Here is a 16,381-nt window from a genome sequence, read left to right on the forward strand (position 1 = left end):
ACTTACACGCATAATAATAAGCAGTATCAGATTCTTACATCAATGCTTGATGTAATGCGTTACCCATCAAAAGAAATCGCTGATTTGTACATGCATCGCTGGGAAATAGAAATAGGATATCGAGAAATAAAACAAACAATGTTGCACTCAAACTATATCCTACGCTCAAAAAGGCCGGATATGATAAGGCAAGAATTGTGGGGGTTACTAATTGCCTACAATATTATAAGAATAGCCATGCGTGAGGCAGCAGAGTTACTAGAAGTATGGCCAAATCAACTGAGTTTTTCTCATTGTTCAAGACATATCAATGTATTTCTGTTAACTATCCCACTGACAAGTCCGGGAAATTTACCAAAACACTATGAGCATTTATTAGAAACGCTGACGCTATTTCAGTTACCAACAAGGCGTCATGAGCGCAGCTTTCCACGATGTGTGAAAAAGAAACCATCTAAATATCCCTATAAAAAAAAGCCAGTCAGTGTTAACTGACTGGCATTAAACATGAGCTGGGTTTTTAATTAATTTAATGCGCTAGGAGCTACTTATTAGCTTCGTTAAATTATCTATGTAGTTCGCCGACTCTTTCAGGTTGGTAGGTTACTTCTTTTATTTTTACTTTTATTAAACCTCCACCAGGCTTAGGCCATTCAATTTCATCTCCTTGTGATAGCCCAAGTAAAGCGCCGCCTATAGGGGCTAAAATTGATATTTTTTGGCCGCTAGCGTCAAGATCTTTCGGGTAGACAAGAGTTAAATTAAATTCTTCTTTTGAAGATTCTACAACAAAATTTACCGTCGAATTCATAGTAACTATTGTTGCTGGTACGTCTTTAGGATCAACTATAGTTGCTCGTCCTAATTCTGCTTCAAGTTCTTTTTCACCCGCAAAACTGTTTGCTGGCAATGATTCGATTAAATCATATAGTCTATCTGCATCTAATGATGAGATGATTATTTCAGGTCTTTTATTCAACTCAATATCCTTAATAATGTTTATGTAAATAAAACTTACTCTGAGTATGATTCGGCATAAGCTTAATTGCACTAGAATACGTTGAAGTAATTTTTATTTGCAACTCAATAATCAACTATCTTAAGCAATAGTACTTAAGTGACTAAGAGTATAGTTAGTTTTTTATTTTTTCTATAACATTAAAAACCCAGCCGAGGCTGGGTTTTTTTAACCGGGAGGTTTAGGTGGGGTTTACATCATACCGCCCATTCCACCCATACCGCCCATGCCACCCATATCAGGAGCGCTATCATCTTTAGGGATTTCAGCTACCATAGCTTCGGTAGTGATCATTAGACCCGCAATAGACCCTGCAAATTGTAGTGCAGAGCGTGTTACTTTAGTTGGATCTAGGATACCCATTTCAATCATGTCATTGTATTCGCCAGTAGCAGCATTGTAACCAAAGTTACCTGAACCTGCTTTAACTGCGTTAATTACAACTGAAGCTTCGTCACCTGCGTTTGTTACGATTTGACGAAGTGGCGCTTCCATTGCACGAAGTGCAACTTTAATACCGTGGTTTTGATCTTCGTTGTCGCCAACTAAATCTACAAGCTTACTTGCTGCACGAACTAGTGCAACGCCGCCACCAGGTACTACGCCTTCTTCAACCGCTGCACGAGTTGCATTTAATGCATCTTCAACGCGGTCTTTTTTCTCTTTCATTTCCATTTCAGTCGCAGCACCAACTTTGATTACTGCAACACCGCCAGCTAGTTTAGCCATGCGCTCTTGTAGTTTTTCTTTATCGTAGTCTGATGTTGCTTCTTCGATTTGTGCTTTAATTTGTGAAACACGGCCGTTAATACCTGCTTCTTCGCCAGCACCATCAATGATAGTTGTATCATCTTTAGTGATAATTACGCGCTTAGCTGTACCTAGGTCTTCAACTGTTGCTTTTTCAAGCTCAAGGCCGATTTCTTCTGAAATCACAGTACCGCCAGTTAATACAGCGATATCTTGTAGCATTGCTTTACGACGGTCGCCAAAACCAGGAGCTTTCACTGCTGATACTTTAACAATACCGCGCATGTTATTAACTACTAATGTAGCTAATGCTTCGCCTTCAAGGTCTTCTGCGATGATTAGTAGTGGCTTGCTTGCTTTAGCAACTGCTTCTAATGTTGGTAATAATTCGCGAATGTTAGATATTTTTTTATCTACAAGTAGAATAAATGGGTTATCTAGTTCAACAGTACCTTTTTCTGGGCTGTTAATAAAGTAAGGAGATAGGTAACCACGGTCAAACTGCATGCCTTCAACAACATCGAGTTCATTTTCTAGTGATTGACCTTCTTCTACAGTAATAACACCACTGTTACGGCCTACTTTTTCCATTGCTTGTGCAATGATGTCGCCAATCTCTTTATCAGAGTTAGCTGAAATAGTACCTACTTGTGCAATTGCTTTAGTGTCAGAGCATGGAACAGATAACGCTTTAAGCTCTGCAACAGCAGCAATTACTGCTTTGTCGATGCCGCGCTTAAGGTCCATTGGGTTCATGCCTGCTGCAACAGCTTTAAGGCCTTCGTTTACAATAGACTGTGCAAGTACTGTAGCGGTAGTTGTACCATCGCCGGCTGCATCGTTAGCTTTAGATGCAACTTCTTTAACCATTTGTGCGCCCATGTTTTCAAACTTGTCTTCAAGTTCGATTTCTTTTGCTACAGATACACCATCTTTAGTGATAACTGGAGAGCCAAATGATTTATCTAGTACAACGTTACGGCCTTTAGGACCTAATGTAACTTTTACTGCGTTTGCCAGGATGTTTACGCCAGTTAGCATTTTAGCGCGTGCGTCACCTGCAAAAAGTACTTCTTTTGCTGCCATGTTTTAAATTCCTCTAAATTCTTAAATGTTTATAAACGAAAAGTAGGTTTAGCCTACAATGCCTAAAATATTATCTTCACGCATGATCAGGTACTCTTGACCTTCGATCTTTTCAACTTTCTCAACATATGAGCCAAATAACACAGTGTCACCGGCTTTAACTTCTAATGCTCTAACATCACCGCTTTCTAAAATGCGACCATTACCAACGGCAACAACTTCTCCGCGGGTTGATTTTTCAGCTGCAGAGCCAGTTAATACAATACCGCCAGCAGATTTTGTTTCTTCTTCTAGACGCTTAACGATCACGCGATCATGTAAAGGACGAATATTCATTTATTTAGTTCTCCTAACAGTTTCTGCGAAGGGCAGAAAAAAGCTTATATTGGTTGCATTCAATAATGGGGGTGTTACGCCAAAATCCAAGCGTAAAATTAAAAAAATTAATCTTTTCGTTCAAACTCACCATCTATGATGGTCGGTTTGTTCACTTGATGAGGATCTGCCTCAGTTTGACTGTGCTGGGTAAATGGTGAACCACCTTGTTGCATACCTGCACTCATACGTACAGTAGCTTGGCTAGCAAGGCCGGCTGCCAGTTTGTTGCGAATTACTGGCGTTAATAATAGTAGCCCAAAAACGTCGGTCATAATGCCAGGCGTTAACAATAATACGCCAGCTATAATAACGCATATACCAGTAAATAATTCTTTCGCAGGCATTTGCCCTTCGGCCATTTGAGTTTGTGCTTTTTGTAGCGCGCTCATACCTTGTTGTTTTACCATTTTTGCGCCTAAAATCGCGGTAATAATTACTAGCGCAATTGTCGAAAAACCACCTATTACCTCGCTTACTTGTATAAGTAAGGCGATTTCAATAATAGGAATAATGATAAACAACACAAATAAAAATCTAAACATAAAGCTCTCTAAATAATGAAACTCAAAAGAGTTGATGAAATATAAGTGAGGGTGGAGCGGTCTAATTTCAAGGATACAGTAAGCGCTATTACTATTTTTTTGCAGTTATAGCACCTACACATTACATACGCTATCAGATACTATGCTTACAGACATTATTAAACACATAAAGGTTCATTATGGCGGCGCAATTTAAACTTATTTTTACTACCTGCAAAGATGAAAATGAAGCAAGAGAGCTGGCAAAAGCATTAGTTGAGAGAAAACTGGCTGCATGTGTGAATATTCTACCAAAGGTAGCTTCTATTTATATATGGGAAGGTGAAGTAGTTGAGGCAACCGAAGCTAAACTATTGATCAAAACAAAGTTAGATAAAATGAACGATGTATTTTTAACTATTAAAGCATTACACAGCTACGAAGTGCCAGAGATCCAGGTTGTTGATGTGGCAACGGGTAACCTAGCTTATTTTAATTGGATGGATGAGGTACTTAATTAATGCGTTTTTTCTTTTTGTTACTGGTTGCATTATTAGCGGCTCCAGCTAAGGCTAATAATATACTTGGTGATTTACTTGCACCTCCACAACAAACCTTTTTACAAGTAGACCAAGCATTTGTATTTGATTTTGATCAGCAAGATAATACTTTATTTATAGGCTGGGATATTGCACCTGAATACTACTTATATAAAAATAAAATAGAGATTATTGCCAAAGGCGCGAATATAGAAGTAGGCGACTTAGGTAATGGAGAAGTTATCGAAGATGAGTTCTTTGGTAAAACAGAAGTTTTTTTTAATGCACTTAGTATTGTTAGTAAGCTCAGTAATGTAACTGAGGGAGCAGTAGTAAAAGTGCGTTACCAAGGTTGTGCTGAAGCTGGGTTATGTTACCCACCTGAAGTTATTAGTATTCCGCTAAACAAAATTGCCGGTGAACAGCTGCAAAATGCTGATGATGCTACGCACAGTGCAACCTCTGCAAACGCATTTACAGCATTAAGTCAGGCTAATACGCCGACAAGCAATGCGCCTAAAAAAGATCAGACCTTTACCGAGCAGTTAGCAAGCCAAGGGCTAATTACTAATTTACTGATATTTTTTGTTGTTGGTGTTGGCCTGGCTTTTACACCGTGTGTATTTCCAATGTTTCCAATTTTGTCGAGCTTAATTGCTGGGCAAAAAAATCTCTCAACTAAAAAAGCCTTCGCGTTATCATTTGTATATATTCAAGGTATGGCAGTGACCTACGCGGCATTAGGTTTGGTTGTGGCCGCACTTGGCGGGCAAGTTCAAGGTTATTTGCAGCATCCTTATGTACTTATTAGCTTTAGTTTATTGTTTGTATTATTAGCAATGTCGATGTTTGGTTGGTACGAAATAAAGCTACCAAGTGGCATGATGAACAAGTTAACCCAAGTAAGTAATAACCAAAAAGGTGGCAACTACGTTGGTGTGTTTTTAATGGGCGTATTATCGGGCTTGATTGCCTCGCCTTGCACCACCGCACCTTTGTCAGCGGCGCTATTGTTTGTAGCACAAAGTGGCGACTATTTAGTGGGGGGGCTAACGCTTTATGTACTGAGTTTAGGGATGGGACTGCCATTATTGCTACTCGGTACATCGGGCGGAAAACTATTGCCTAAAGCCGGTGGCTGGATGGAACAAGTTAAAACCCTATTTGGCTTTATTATGCTAGTTGTGCCACTTATATTACTTGAGCGCCTTTTAGATGCCGATGTTATTTTATTAATGGCGGGAGTATTGGCCTTGGCAACCGCGCTTTACTTGCATCACTGGCAAAGTAGCCAAACACAAGGAAAATTAAAAACAGCACTGTGGTTTGCTGCAACGTTACTCGTTGTTAGTGGCTTTAACTTAACTAAAAATTATTTTTGGCCAGTACACATGCAAACAATGCAAGTAAGTGCGCAAAGTAATGAGTTTAAGCAAGTAGCCAATTTAACTGAGTTAAAAGCAGCCGTTGCTCACGCTAATGAGCAAGGCCGACTGGTTATGGTCGACTTATATGCTGATTGGTGTATTGCGTGTAAAGAATTTGAGCATTACACCTTTCCCGATGCAAAAGTGCAAAATGAGTTTAGTCACTTTGAGCTTATTCAAGTCGATTTAACCGACAGCGATAACAAAACAATCGAACTAATGGAAGAATATACGGTGTTTGGTTTACCGAGTATTTTGTTTTTTAATACCCAAGGAGAGGAGCTAAGTGCACAACGTGTTACCGGCTTTTTGAATGCTGAAGATTTTGCTCAGCACCTATCTACAGTACGCGCCAGCGTAAAGTAGCAATATAATAGCCCCCCATAATTTAAAGGTGGGGCTATTACTACTGCCTCAACATTTGTACCCAATACAGAGATAAGACCAGTATTTTGCTGTTATTTACGTCGAAATCACTATAATAGTTGGTTAACGTGAGAAATTGTTGTTATCTTATTTTTTATACTCACATTTTTGTAAAAAATTAGCTAACGACTGCTTAACTCATTACTTATAGGATATATCGCGTATTATGGCTGCAAAATTCAAGCTTTTAGTTATAAATGGCCCAAATTTAAATATGCTAGGTAAACGTGAGCCAGATAAATACGGTTCACGTACGCTAAGCGAAATTATGAGCGAACTAACATGTGCCGCTGATAGTTTAAATGTTGAGTTAACGCACTTCCAAAGTAATAGTGAGCAAGCACTGATAGAGCGTATTCACGATACTTGGCAAGCGATTGATTACATAATTATTAATCCTGCTGCATTTACGCATACGAGCGTCGCATTACGTGATGCATTGTTAAGTGTTGATATTCCGTTTTTTGAAGTGCATTTAAGCAACGTGCACGCACGTGAAGCGTTTCGCCATCATTCGTATTTTTCTGATGTGGCGCAAGGCGTAATATGTGGATTAGGTGCAATGGGTTATCACGCAGCGCTTGAAGCTGCAGTAAACCAATTGCAAAACTCAAATTAATTTTAAACACACAAACTAATAGGCGGGCCGTTTATGGATATTCGCAAGATCAAAAAACTTATTGAATTAGTAGAAGAGTCAGGTATTGCTGAGCTAGAAATCACTGAAGGTGAAGAGTCAGTACGTATAAATCGTAATAACATGAGTGCAGGCCCAGGCTATGCTCAGTTTGCGCCACAGCAATATGCACCAGCACCAGTTGCCGCTCCAGTTGCTGCAGCTCCTGCAGCAGCAGTTGAAGCCGCTGCTCCAGCAGCCTCTACAGGTCATCAAGTTAAATCACCTATGGTTGGCTCATTCTACGCTGCAGCTTCACCAGAAGCGCCAGCATACGTAGAAGTTGGTTCTCAAGTTAAAGTTGGCGATACATTATGTATCATCGAAGCAATGAAAATGATGAACCAAATTGAGTCAGACAAAGCTGGTACAGTAAAAGCTATTTTAGCTGAAAATGGCGAGCCAATAGAATTTGATCAACCTTTATTCATCATTGAATAATAGCGCAACCTAAAAGGCCAACTCTAATGTTAGATAAAGTAGTCATTGCAAACCGAGGTGAAATTGCACTTCGTATATTGCGCGCCTGCAAAGAGCTTGGGATCAAAACGGTTGCTGTGCATTCAACGGCGGATCGCGATCTTAAGCATGTATTGCTTGCAGATGAAACCATCTGTATTGGTAAACCAGCAGCAACAGAAAGTTATTTAGATATTCCGCGTATTATTGCCGCGGCTGAAATAACTGACGCTGTAGCGATTCATCCTGGTTATGGTTTTCTTGCAGAAAATGCTGATTTTGCCGATCAAGTTGAGCAAAGTGGTTTTGTATTTATTGGTCCTACTGGCGATACAATTCGTCTTATGGGCGATAAAGTATCTGCAATCGCAGCAATGCGTAAAGCAGGTGTTCCGTGTGTACCAGGCTCAGATGGTCCAGTATCAGATGACAAAGAGCGCAATATGCAAATTGCTAAGCGCATTGGTTACCCGGTAATCATTAAAGCCGCTGGTGGCGGTGGTGGTCGTGGTATGCGTGTTGTGCGCAGCGAAGCTGAACTGATTGATTCAATTGCATTAACCCAGCAAGAAGCGAAGCAGTTCTTTGGTAATGGCATGGTTTACATGGAGAAATACCTTGAAAACCCACGTCATATCGAAGTACAAATTTTAGCTGATGGCCAAGGTAATGCTGTGCATTTAGGTGAACGTGATTGTTCTATGCAGCGTCGTCACCAAAAAGTAGTTGAAGAAGCACCCGCTCCAGGAATTACAGCAGAAACACGTAAATTTATTGGTGAGCGCTGTACGCGTGCCTGTATTGAAATTGGTTATCGTGGAGCTGGTACGTTTGAGTTTTTATACGAAAACGGCGAGTTTTATTTTATCGAAATGAATACCCGTATTCAGGTTGAGCATACAATCACTGAAATGGTTACAGGTATTGATTTAGTTAAAGAACAGCTAAAAATTGCGGCTGGTCAGCCATTGTCGTTCACTCAAGATGATGTTGTTATTCGCGGCCATGCAATTGAATGTCGTATTAACGCAGAAGACCCAGAAACCTTTATTCCGTCACCGGGTAAAATTACACGTTTTCATCCTGCGGGTGGTTTAGGTATTCGTTGGGACAGCCATATTTATGCTGACTACACGGTTCCACCACATTACGATTCAATGATTGGTAAGCTAATTACTTACGGTGAAAACCGTGACGTAGCAATTGCTCGTGCACGTAACGCACTAAATGAATTAGTAATCGACGGTATTAAAACCAATACTCCGCTGCATAAAAGAATTCTTGCAGACGAAAACTTCCAAAATGGTGGGACTAATATCCACTATCTTGAGAAAAAATTGGGACTATAATTCCTCGTTAATAGAAACCGGCGCTTAGCCGGTTTTTTTATCTTTAAAAATTGGCTGTATCACCTTAAATAAATAATCTGGTATGATTAACAAATATGCGCTTTAATAAATTTTTGAGGTAAAGGTAATAATGTCACGTAGTTTTAAGTCTCACTTGAGTGATGATATTGCCACGGTAACAATGGGCAATCGAATTGCGGCTATTATAGAGCAAGGTGCGGTAATTTATTTACATGGCGATTTAGGCGCGGGTAAAACCACCTTTACACGTGGCATAGTGCAAGGTTTTGGCCATACAGGTAAGGTTAAAAGTCCAACGTATACCTTAGTAGAGCCATATGAGCTGGAGCGCGCTAATGTTTACCACTTTGATTTGTATCGTTTAGGCGATCCAGAAGAACTTGAATATATGGGAATACGCGATTACTTTTCAGCGCAAGCAATTTGTGTGGTTGAATGGCCAGAAAAAGGCGGAGAGTTTATTCCTGTGCCAGATTTAAATATTACCTTAAGCTATGTAGGCGATGAGCGAAATATCGTTATTAATAGTGCCAGTGAGCGTGGTAGCGTAATTATTGAAAAACTAAATAACTTAACCTCAGAGTAATAATATTGGTTATATAACAAATAATAAAATAGTTAAGGCAGTCACTATCAACATGAGTCGCGGTGTAATTAAACTCTTTATTTATCTTGTAGCTATCACTACGAGTTCGTCGCTATGGGCACAAAATACCATTAATAGTGTGCGCGTTTGGCCATCTCCCGATAGCACTCGGGTGGTATTTGATTTAACTGAAAAGCCTGACTTTAGTTATTTTATGCTTAAAAATCCTAGCCGTTTAGTGGTTGATTTAGAGCAAACACGGGAGCTTAAAGTGTTACCCGGTATTCCGCCTGAGCATCAAATTGTTAGTAAGCTTCGTTATTCTAAACCAAAAAATAAACACAGCGTGCGCTTTGTCTTTGAATTGAGTGCCCCGGTAAAGCCTGTGGTTTTTGCATTAGCACCAACGGGCCCCTATAAAAACAGGTTGGTTGTTGATCTATATGATAAAAGTGAATCATCCACAGCAGTATCACCAGCGCAGACAGCGGCTAAAAACCGTCAATTAAGCCAAGAGCGCGATATTGTTATTGCGATTGACGCTGGTCACGGTGGCGAAGACCCTGGCTCAATTGGCCCATCGGGTACCTATGAAAAAACGATTACATTACAAATAGCTAAACGCTTAGAGAGGATGATTGACTCTGAGCGCGGGATGATTTCGCGTATGGTGCGCAGCGGCGATTACTTTGTAAAGCTCAATACCCGCACCAATCGTGCTCGTGAGAAAAAAGCTGATTTTTTTGTCTCTATTCATGCTGATGCATTTACGATCCCAGGTCCAAATGGTGCCTCAGTGTGGGTGTTATCACTGCGCCGTGCTAACTCAGAAATAGGTAAATGGATTGAAGATAAAGAAAAACACTCTGAGCTTTTAGGTGGCGCGGCAGATGTAATAAAAGATGCCGCCAATGAAAAGTACTTAGCGCAAGCACTGCTTGATATGTCGATGGATCATTCGATGAAAACCGGTTTGAGCGTTGCTGATGAAGTAGTAAAAGAGCTGCGTAAGGTGGCAAAGTTACATAAAAAAGATCCTCAACATGCGAGTCTTGCAGTATTAAAGTCACCAGACATTCCTTCTATTTTAATCGAAACAGGGTTTATTTCTAATCCCCGTGAAGAAAAATTGCTAAAAAGTGCTAATCACCAAGAGCGTTTAGCCAAAGCTATATTTACCTCAATTAAAAATTATTACTTAAAAAATCCACCTGACGATTCTTTATTTGCCAAGTTAAAGTCGCAATATCCAACCAAGCATAAAGTTCGCCCGGGGGAGTCGTTAAGCATGTTAGCGAGTCGCTACGGCATAACTATAAACAAGTTAAAGCAGGCGAATAAATTAAGCTCTAATACCTTATTTATTGGCCAAGAACTCGATATACCGCAAAGTTAATTGCTTATCATTAGAGCCATGTTTGTTAGGAAGTTGAATGAGTATTGAAATACTACCCGCACGTTTAGCGAACCAAATTGCTGCAGGTGAAGTGGTCGAGCGCCCCGCGTCGGTGGTAAAAGAATTAGTAGAAAACAGCCTAGATGCTGGTGCTACACGCATTCAAATAGATATTGAGCGAGGTGGGCACAAACTAATTCGTATTCGTGACAATGGTGCGGGTATTGCTCAAGACGAGCTTACATTGGCGCTTTCTCGCCATGCAACCAGTAAATTGAAATCCCTCGATGATTTAGAAAATATTTGCTCACTAGGATTTAGAGGTGAAGCACTGGCGTCAATTAGTTCCGTTTCGCGCTTAACGCTAAGCTCAAAAACTAAACATCAAGAAGCCGCTTGGCAAGCATTTGCACAAGGCCGCGATATGGCTGTGCAAGTAAAACCAGTAGCGCACCCAGATGGCACCACCATAGAAGTAAAAGATTTATTTTTTAATACGCCAGCACGGCGCAAATTTTTACGTACCGAAAAAACAGAGTTTAGCCATATTGATGAGCTTATAAAGCGCATTGCGCTGAGTCGATTTGATGTATCTATTACCCTTACTCATAATGAAAAAGTAGTCAGGCAGTACCGTGCTAAAACTGATCCTAGCCAAGCAATTGCCCGTGTAGCGCAAGTGGCGGGTAAAGCATTTGCTGAGCAAGGCTTGCATATTCAATCGGGCGAGGGGGGCTTGCAGCTCCATGGCTGGGTATTGCCGGTTGGTTCTGCTAACACCGTGCAGTATACCTATGTAAATAATCGTATGATGCGCGACAAGCTTATACTGCACGCTATTCGCCAAGCATTTGAAGAAGTAAGTGGTGCCCAAGAGTTACCCGGTTTTGTTATTTATATTGATATTGACCCTCGTCAAGTTGATGTAAATGTTCATCCGGCAAAACACGAAGTACGTTTTCATCAAGGGCGTTTAGTACACGACTTTATACTACAAGCAATTAAACAAGTTGTTGTGCCACTGCAAGGTGAGTTTACTAATGAGCCTTTAAATAACCTAGCCGATACGGCATTTAGTCAGACAGACACTGCGCGTTCTCCCACTGGGAATTTTGAGTCGGGTGAGGTATTTGATTATCCTAAATCGCAATTGCAACCATCTCATAGTGTCAGTTCTGGCGGCGCATCGCTAAGTTCGCGTGGTGCGGGAGGGAGTGGCGGCGCCTACAGAGCTGCACCTAGTACTAATCATCATGATATTAATGCTTTTTATCAGGGCGTGAGTGAGCAGCATGCCGCGCATTTTGACCAAGTTGCTCACGTATCTGTTGGGGTTAACCAGTCACACGCTGTGGAGCAGGCAGTTGCTTTAAAAACGGTTGCTATTATCAGCATCAACGAAGGCGTGTGTGTGTTTAGCAGCGAGCAGCAATTGTATTGCTCACATTTTAAATATGCATTAGTTGATGATTGGCATGAGCAAATAAAAGAGCAGGGCAGCTTAGAGGGCAAAGCGCTGTTGTTGCCAGTACGGGTTAATTTATCCAAGCAAGACTGTGAGCTAATAGCAGCGCAACAGTCTTGGTTTACGCTATTAGGTTTTGAGCTAATTATTGAAAAACAGTTTGTGATGGTTAAAAAACTTCCTGCGTGCTTATATTTATTAGACGTTACTAGCGCGGTTGAAAGCCTGCTGGAAGCGTGTAAAGCACCACTTGAAAACATAGAAAGCTGGTTGGCGTGGCAGATGCAGCACACACCAGCGCGTTTTTATTCCAGCAATATCTTTTTAGCGCAGCAAGCCCGCATGCAAAATAATCCGCAAACAATTGAACGTTTGCGTGTAAAAGCAGTTAAAATAGATATAGAGCACTATTTAACGCAATTAGATTAAGGTATTCGTGTTGAGTAATTTACCAGTCATATTTTTAATGGGTCCAACTGCAGCGGGTAAAACGGCGTTGGCAATTTCATTGTGTGAGCATTTAAATACCGAAATAATTAGTGTTGATTCAGCGTTAGTATATAAGGGTATGGATATTGGCACGGCTAAACCCGATGCATCAGAGTTAGCACGTGCTCCGCATCACTTAATTGATTTACTTGACCCAAGTGAAACTTATTCAGTTGCTGATTTTAGACGTGATGCGATAATAAAAATAGATGAATTTCATCAGCAAGGTAAGGTGCCGGTATTAGTTGGCGGCACCATGTTGTACTTCAAGGCTCTGATTGATGGTTTATCACCACTGCCAGAAGCTAACGTGGAAATAAGAGCCGAACTTGAAGCGCAAGCAGCGCAATATGGCTGGCCACATTTGTATCAAGAACTGGTAAAAATAGACCCGCAAGCAGCGCAAAAAATGAGTGAAAACGATTCACAAAGAATTAATCGTGCTTTAGAGGTATATAAATTAACAGGTAAAACCATGACCGAGCTGCAAAAGCAAAAACAGCCGGTTTTACCTTATACTTTTCATCAATTTGCTATTGCGCCAACGCAGCGCAGTGAATTACATCAGCGAATTGAAAAAAGGTTTAAAATAATGCTCGAACAGGGGTTTGAAAATGAAGTTTCGACCCTATATCTACGTAAGGATTTACACCCCAATATGCCTTCTATTCGTTGTGTAGGTTATAGACAAATGTGGGATTACCTTGCGGGTGAAATTGACCATGATGAAATGGTATTTCGCGGCATTGCGGCTACACGTCAATTGGCTAAACGCCAATTAACTTGGTTAAGAAGCTGGCCTGATGTTACATGGTTAACAACGGGTGATGAAGAAAACTTGCATCGTGTAGTAAGTTCGCTAAGCTAGTAGTAGTTGAATAAAATTTAGCTTTGTTAAATAAGTTCAGCCACTTAATTATAATAACACCTAGAACGAAGGAATAATAACATGGCAAAAGGCCAATCGTTACAAGACCCATTTTTGAATGCACTACGCCGTGAGCGCATCCCAGTATCAATCTTTTTGGTTAATGGCATAAAATTACAAGGTAAAATTCAGTCATTTGATCAATTTGTTATTTTACTAGAAAACACCGTAAATCAAATGGTGTATAAACATGCAATTTCAACAGTTGTTCCTGCTCGTGCAGTTAATTTCCAAGGTGTTCAAGAAAATGACGACACTGAAGAACCTGAAGCTGGAAACATTTAAATTAGGAGCGTGATGCTTGTTTGACCGCTATAAATCTGGCGAACAGGCAGTTTTAGTTCATATTGACTTTCCTAAAGAGGGGGATCGCGAAGATCTTCACGAATTAGAATTGTTGGTATCTTCTGCTGGTGTTAGTAGTTTGGCGGTTGTGCAAGGCAGCCGTCAAGCACCACATCCGAAACTATTTGTCGGAACTGGTAAAGCAGAAGAAATAGCTGAGACTGTTAAAATCCACAATGCCGATGTCGTTATTTTTAATCATCAACTCAGACCGTCCCAAGAGCGTAACTTAGAACGCATTTTGCAATGTCGTGTGCTTGATAGAACCACCCTTATTCTTGATATATTTGCGCAACGTGCACGTACCCACGAAGGTAAGTTGCAAGTTGAACTGGCGCAATTGCGTCATATGTCCACGCGACTAATTCGTGGTTGGACGCATTTAGAGCGTCAAAAAGGGGGCGTGGGTTTACGTGGGCCAGGTGAAACACAGCTCGAAACCGATAGACGCTTATTGCGCGCCCGCCTGCAAAATATTCGTGCACGCCTAGATAAAGTTGCTGTACAGCGCGAGCAAGGTAGACGAGCTCGTAGCCGTAACGAAATACCAACTGTATCGTTAGTAGGGTATACTAACGCGGGTAAATCAACATTATTTAATCGTATTACAAACTCAGATGTTTATGCTGCAGATCAATTGTTTGCGACGCTTGACCCAACGTTACGAAAACTTGAGTTAGGCGATGTTGGTCCGGTTATTTTAGCCGATACTGTTGGCTTTATTCGCCATTTGCCGCATGACTTAGTGGCGGCATTTAAAGCGACGCTAACAGAAACGCGAGAAGCCGACTTACAGCTGCATGTTATTGATGTGGCAGATGCACGACTAAAAGAAAATATTGAACAAGTACAATCAGTACTCAAAGAAATTGAAGCTGATGAAGTACCGCAATTATTGGTTTATAACAAAATTGATGCGCTGGATGATATTACTGCGCGTATTGATCGCGATGATGAAGGCCAACCTATAAGGGTATGGCTTTCTGCTCAAACCGGCGAAGGTTGCGAGTTACTTAGCGAAGCTATTAGTGAATTACTTGCTAAACAAATGCTTAGCGAAACATTATTGCTTGCACCACAATATGGACGGTTAAGATCGTCGTTATTTAGTTTAAGTGCGGTAAGCGACGAGCGCTTTGATGAACAAGGTAACTGGCTGTTAGATGTTAGGTTACCTGTAGTTGAGTGGAATCGTTTAATTAAAGAATTTGGTCCTGAAATTGCTGGTTTTATCGTCTGTGATTAAAAATTGATGTAATTAATGTCGGTTTTTGTATAAGAAACGCAGTAGATTTGTTAGATTTAACTCAATTTCCTTATTTATTTAGATAACAATGGAGTATAGCTATGGCCTGGAATGAACCGGGTAATAATGGCAATGATAAAGATCCGTGGAATAACAAAGGCGGACGAGATCAAGGCCCACCTGATTTAGACGAGGTGCTGCGTAAATTCAGTAACAAGTTTAGTGGCTTATTTGGCGGCAAAAAACCGGGCAATGGTAGCGGCGGTGGACTTGGTGGAGCCGGTATTTCATTTATACTTATAATTGCTGTAATTGTATGGGCACTCAGTGGTATTTATACCGTGAAAGAAGCTGAGCGTGGTGTGGTTCTTCAATTTGGTAAGTATGATCGTATTGCTGATCCTGGTCTGCGTTGGAAAATGACCTTTATTGAAACCATAATACCAGTAGATATTGAAGCTGTTCGTTCATTATCAACGTCTGGTTTTATGTTAACTGAAGACGAAAACGTAGTAAGCGTTGAGTTCCAAGTTCAATATCGTGTTATTGACCCATACTTGTATAAATTTAGTGTAACTAATGCTGATAGTAGCTTAGAAGAAGCACTAGAAAGTGCACTACGTTATGTAGTTGGCCATGCAAAAATGGACCAAGTACTAACAAACGGCCGTGAGGTTGTGCGCCAAAATACATGGGATGAGCTGAACAAGGTTATTGAACCTTATAACTTAGGTTTAATTGTGACTGACGTGAACTTTAAAGATTCTCGTCCACCGGCTGAAGTTAAAGATGCGTTTGATGATGCAATTGCTGCACAAGAAGATGAAGAGCGCTTTATCCGTGAAGCTGAAGCATATGCGCGTGAAATTGAACCTCGTGCTCGTGGTCAAGTTACACGTATGACTCAAGAAGCCGAAGGTTATCAAGAGCGTATTACACTTGAGGCACAAGGTGAAGTTGCTCGTTTTGAAAAGCTATTACCAGAATATCAAGCGGCTAAAACAGTAACTCGTGAACGTTTATACATTGATGCAATGCAAGAAGTATTAGGCAATAGCTCTAAAGTACTTGTTGATGTAAAAGGTGGCAACAACATGATGTACTTACCACTTGATAAAATTATGGAAAAGCAAGGCACAGCAACCCGTGTTGCACTTCCTAGCTCAAGTGATATTCAAGATTTACGTAACAAAGTAAATACGTCACGTAACAGCTCTGTTAATAGTGGTAATGACCGCTTTAACAACGATCGTTTTAATGATGGGAGATAACAATA

The 16,381-nt window shown here is 40.6% G+C and carries 17 protein-coding genes; 13 read left to right on the top strand and 4 right to left on the bottom strand.

The features are described from left to right. A partial coding sequence (locus AAEZ22_RS10955) for a transposase (protein WP_179807471.1) occupies positions 1–495 on the top strand: 495 nt, incomplete at its 5' end. 70 nt (positions 496–565) lie between these two features. Here the strand turns inward: AAEZ22_RS10955 and rnk are convergent. The 4 genes from rnk to AAEZ22_RS10975 all read right to left on the bottom strand — a co-directional run bounded on the left by rnk (position 566) and on the right by AAEZ22_RS10975 (position 3,774). Next, the gene (gene rnk / locus AAEZ22_RS10960; protein ID WP_041454318.1) at positions 566–979 is read right to left on the bottom strand and encodes a nucleoside diphosphate kinase regulator; all 414 of its coding nucleotides are present in this window, start codon (positions 977–979) and stop codon (positions 566–568) included. A 231-nt stretch (positions 980–1,210) separates the two neighbouring features. After that, a complete protein-coding gene (gene groL / locus AAEZ22_RS10965) occupies positions 1,211–2,854 on the bottom strand; it encodes a chaperonin GroEL (RefSeq protein WP_011326972.1) in 1,644 nt (547 codons plus the stop codon). 48 nt (positions 2,855–2,902) lie between these two features. Next, positions 2,903–3,190: a co-chaperone GroES gene (locus AAEZ22_RS10970; protein ID WP_011326973.1), complete on the bottom strand. Its 288-nt coding sequence runs from the start codon at positions 3,188–3,190 to the stop codon at positions 2,903–2,905. A gap of 107 nt (positions 3,191–3,297) precedes the next feature. Beyond that, positions 3,298–3,774 (bottom strand): FxsA family protein, encoded by a 477-nt coding sequence (locus AAEZ22_RS10975; RefSeq protein WP_011326974.1) that lies wholly within the window; start codon positions 3,772–3,774, stop codon positions 3,298–3,300. A gap of 179 nt (positions 3,775–3,953) precedes the next feature. On the opposite strand from AAEZ22_RS10975, the gene cutA reads away from it, so the two are divergent. The 12 genes from cutA to hflK all read left to right on the top strand — a co-directional run bounded on the left by cutA (position 3,954) and on the right by hflK (position 16,376). Then, entirely contained in the window at positions 3,954–4,274 is a 321-nt protein-coding gene (gene cutA, locus AAEZ22_RS10980; protein ID WP_011326975.1) for a divalent-cation tolerance protein CutA, read from the top strand. After that, positions 4,274–6,085 (top strand): protein-disulfide reductase DsbD, encoded by a 1,812-nt coding sequence (locus tag AAEZ22_RS10985; RefSeq protein ID WP_339685711.1) that lies wholly within the window; start codon positions 4,274–4,276, stop codon positions 6,083–6,085. Before cutA ends, AAEZ22_RS10985 begins: the two co-directional genes overlap by 1 nt. Before the next feature lie 226 nt (positions 6,086–6,311). After that, positions 6,312–6,764: a type II 3-dehydroquinate dehydratase gene (aroQ, locus tag AAEZ22_RS10990; RefSeq protein WP_011326977.1), complete on the top strand. Its 453-nt coding sequence runs from the start codon at positions 6,312–6,314 to the stop codon at positions 6,762–6,764. A gap of 33 nt (positions 6,765–6,797) precedes the next feature. After that, positions 6,798–7,262, top strand: coding sequence for an acetyl-CoA carboxylase biotin carboxyl carrier protein (gene accB, locus AAEZ22_RS10995; protein ID WP_011326978.1), 465 nt, complete (start codon positions 6,798–6,800; stop codon positions 7,260–7,262). Positions 7,263–7,288: 26 nt separating this feature from the next. Then, a complete protein-coding gene (gene accC / locus AAEZ22_RS11000) occupies positions 7,289–8,629 on the top strand; it encodes an acetyl-CoA carboxylase biotin carboxylase subunit (protein WP_011326979.1) in 1,341 nt (446 codons plus the stop codon). 130 nt (positions 8,630–8,759) lie between these two features. Continuing rightward, the gene (tsaE, locus tag AAEZ22_RS11005; RefSeq protein ID WP_011326980.1) at positions 8,760–9,236 is read left to right on the top strand and encodes a tRNA (adenosine(37)-N6)-threonylcarbamoyltransferase complex ATPase subunit type 1 TsaE; all 477 of its coding nucleotides are present in this window, start codon (positions 8,760–8,762) and stop codon (positions 9,234–9,236) included. Positions 9,237–9,288: 52 nt separating this feature from the next. Beyond that, complete coding sequence (locus tag AAEZ22_RS11010; protein WP_352297238.1) at positions 9,289–10,632, top strand: N-acetylmuramoyl-L-alanine amidase; 1,344 nt, start codon at positions 9,289–9,291, stop codon at positions 10,630–10,632. 37 nt (positions 10,633–10,669) lie between these two features. Beyond that, a complete protein-coding gene (gene mutL / locus AAEZ22_RS11015) occupies positions 10,670–12,526 on the top strand; it encodes a DNA mismatch repair endonuclease MutL (RefSeq protein WP_339685703.1) in 1,857 nt (618 codons plus the stop codon). A gap of 10 nt (positions 12,527–12,536) precedes the next feature. Then, a complete protein-coding gene (miaA, locus tag AAEZ22_RS11020; protein ID WP_041454320.1) occupies positions 12,537–13,454 on the top strand; it encodes a tRNA (adenosine(37)-N6)-dimethylallyltransferase MiaA in 918 nt (305 codons plus the stop codon). 81 nt (positions 13,455–13,535) lie between these two features. Next, the gene (gene hfq / locus AAEZ22_RS11025; protein WP_011326984.1) at positions 13,536–13,799 is read left to right on the top strand and encodes an RNA chaperone Hfq; all 264 of its coding nucleotides are present in this window, start codon (positions 13,536–13,538) and stop codon (positions 13,797–13,799) included. A 16-nt stretch (positions 13,800–13,815) separates the two neighbouring features. Then, a complete protein-coding gene (gene hflX / locus AAEZ22_RS11030; RefSeq protein WP_011326985.1) occupies positions 13,816–15,105 on the top strand; it encodes a ribosome rescue GTPase HflX in 1,290 nt (429 codons plus the stop codon). 101 nt (positions 15,106–15,206) lie between these two features. After that, on the top strand, positions 15,207–16,376 hold the full coding sequence (gene hflK / locus AAEZ22_RS11035; protein ID WP_179807603.1) for an FtsH protease activity modulator HflK: 1,170 nt from the start codon (positions 15,207–15,209) through the stop codon (positions 16,374–16,376). The last annotated feature ends 5 nt before the right edge of the window (positions 16,377–16,381 follow it).

Source organism: Pseudoalteromonas sp. 20-MNA-CIBAN-0454 (genome assembly GCF_040308685.1).
Lineage (GTDB): Bacteria > Pseudomonadota > Gammaproteobacteria > Enterobacterales > Alteromonadaceae > Pseudoalteromonas > Pseudoalteromonas nigrifaciens.

What these genes read in the sequence shown, in the direction of transcription:
- groL (WP_011326972.1), bottom strand. Translation starts at nt 2,854, where the DNA reads ATGGCAGCAAAAGAAGTACTTTTTGCAGGTGACGCACGCGCTAAAATG.
- AAEZ22_RS10970 (WP_011326973.1), bottom strand. Translation starts at nt 3,190, where the DNA reads ATGAATATTCGTCCTTTACATGATCGCGTGATCGTTAAGCGTCTAGAA.
- AAEZ22_RS10975 (WP_011326974.1), bottom strand. Translation starts at nt 3,774, where the DNA reads ATGTTTAGATTTTTATTTGTGTTGTTTATCATTATTCCTATTATTGAA.
- cutA (WP_011326975.1), top strand. Translation starts at nt 3,954, where the DNA reads ATGGCGGCGCAATTTAAACTTATTTTTACTACCTGCAAAGATGAAAAT.
- AAEZ22_RS10985 (WP_339685711.1), top strand. Translation starts at nt 4,274, where the DNA reads ATGCGTTTTTTCTTTTTGTTACTGGTTGCATTATTAGCGGCTCCAGCT.
- aroQ (WP_011326977.1), top strand. Translation starts at nt 6,312, where the DNA reads ATGGCTGCAAAATTCAAGCTTTTAGTTATAAATGGCCCAAATTTAAAT.
- accB (WP_011326978.1), top strand. Translation starts at nt 6,798, where the DNA reads ATGGATATTCGCAAGATCAAAAAACTTATTGAATTAGTAGAAGAGTCA.
- accC (WP_011326979.1), top strand. Translation starts at nt 7,289, where the DNA reads ATGTTAGATAAAGTAGTCATTGCAAACCGAGGTGAAATTGCACTTCGT.
- tsaE (WP_011326980.1), top strand. Translation starts at nt 8,760, where the DNA reads ATGTCACGTAGTTTTAAGTCTCACTTGAGTGATGATATTGCCACGGTA.
- AAEZ22_RS11010 (WP_352297238.1), top strand. Translation starts at nt 9,289, where the DNA reads ATGAGTCGCGGTGTAATTAAACTCTTTATTTATCTTGTAGCTATCACT.
- mutL (WP_339685703.1), top strand. Translation starts at nt 10,670, where the DNA reads ATGAGTATTGAAATACTACCCGCACGTTTAGCGAACCAAATTGCTGCA.
- hfq (WP_011326984.1), top strand. Translation starts at nt 13,536, where the DNA reads ATGGCAAAAGGCCAATCGTTACAAGACCCATTTTTGAATGCACTACGC.
- hflK (WP_179807603.1), top strand. Translation starts at nt 15,207, where the DNA reads ATGGCCTGGAATGAACCGGGTAATAATGGCAATGATAAAGATCCGTGG.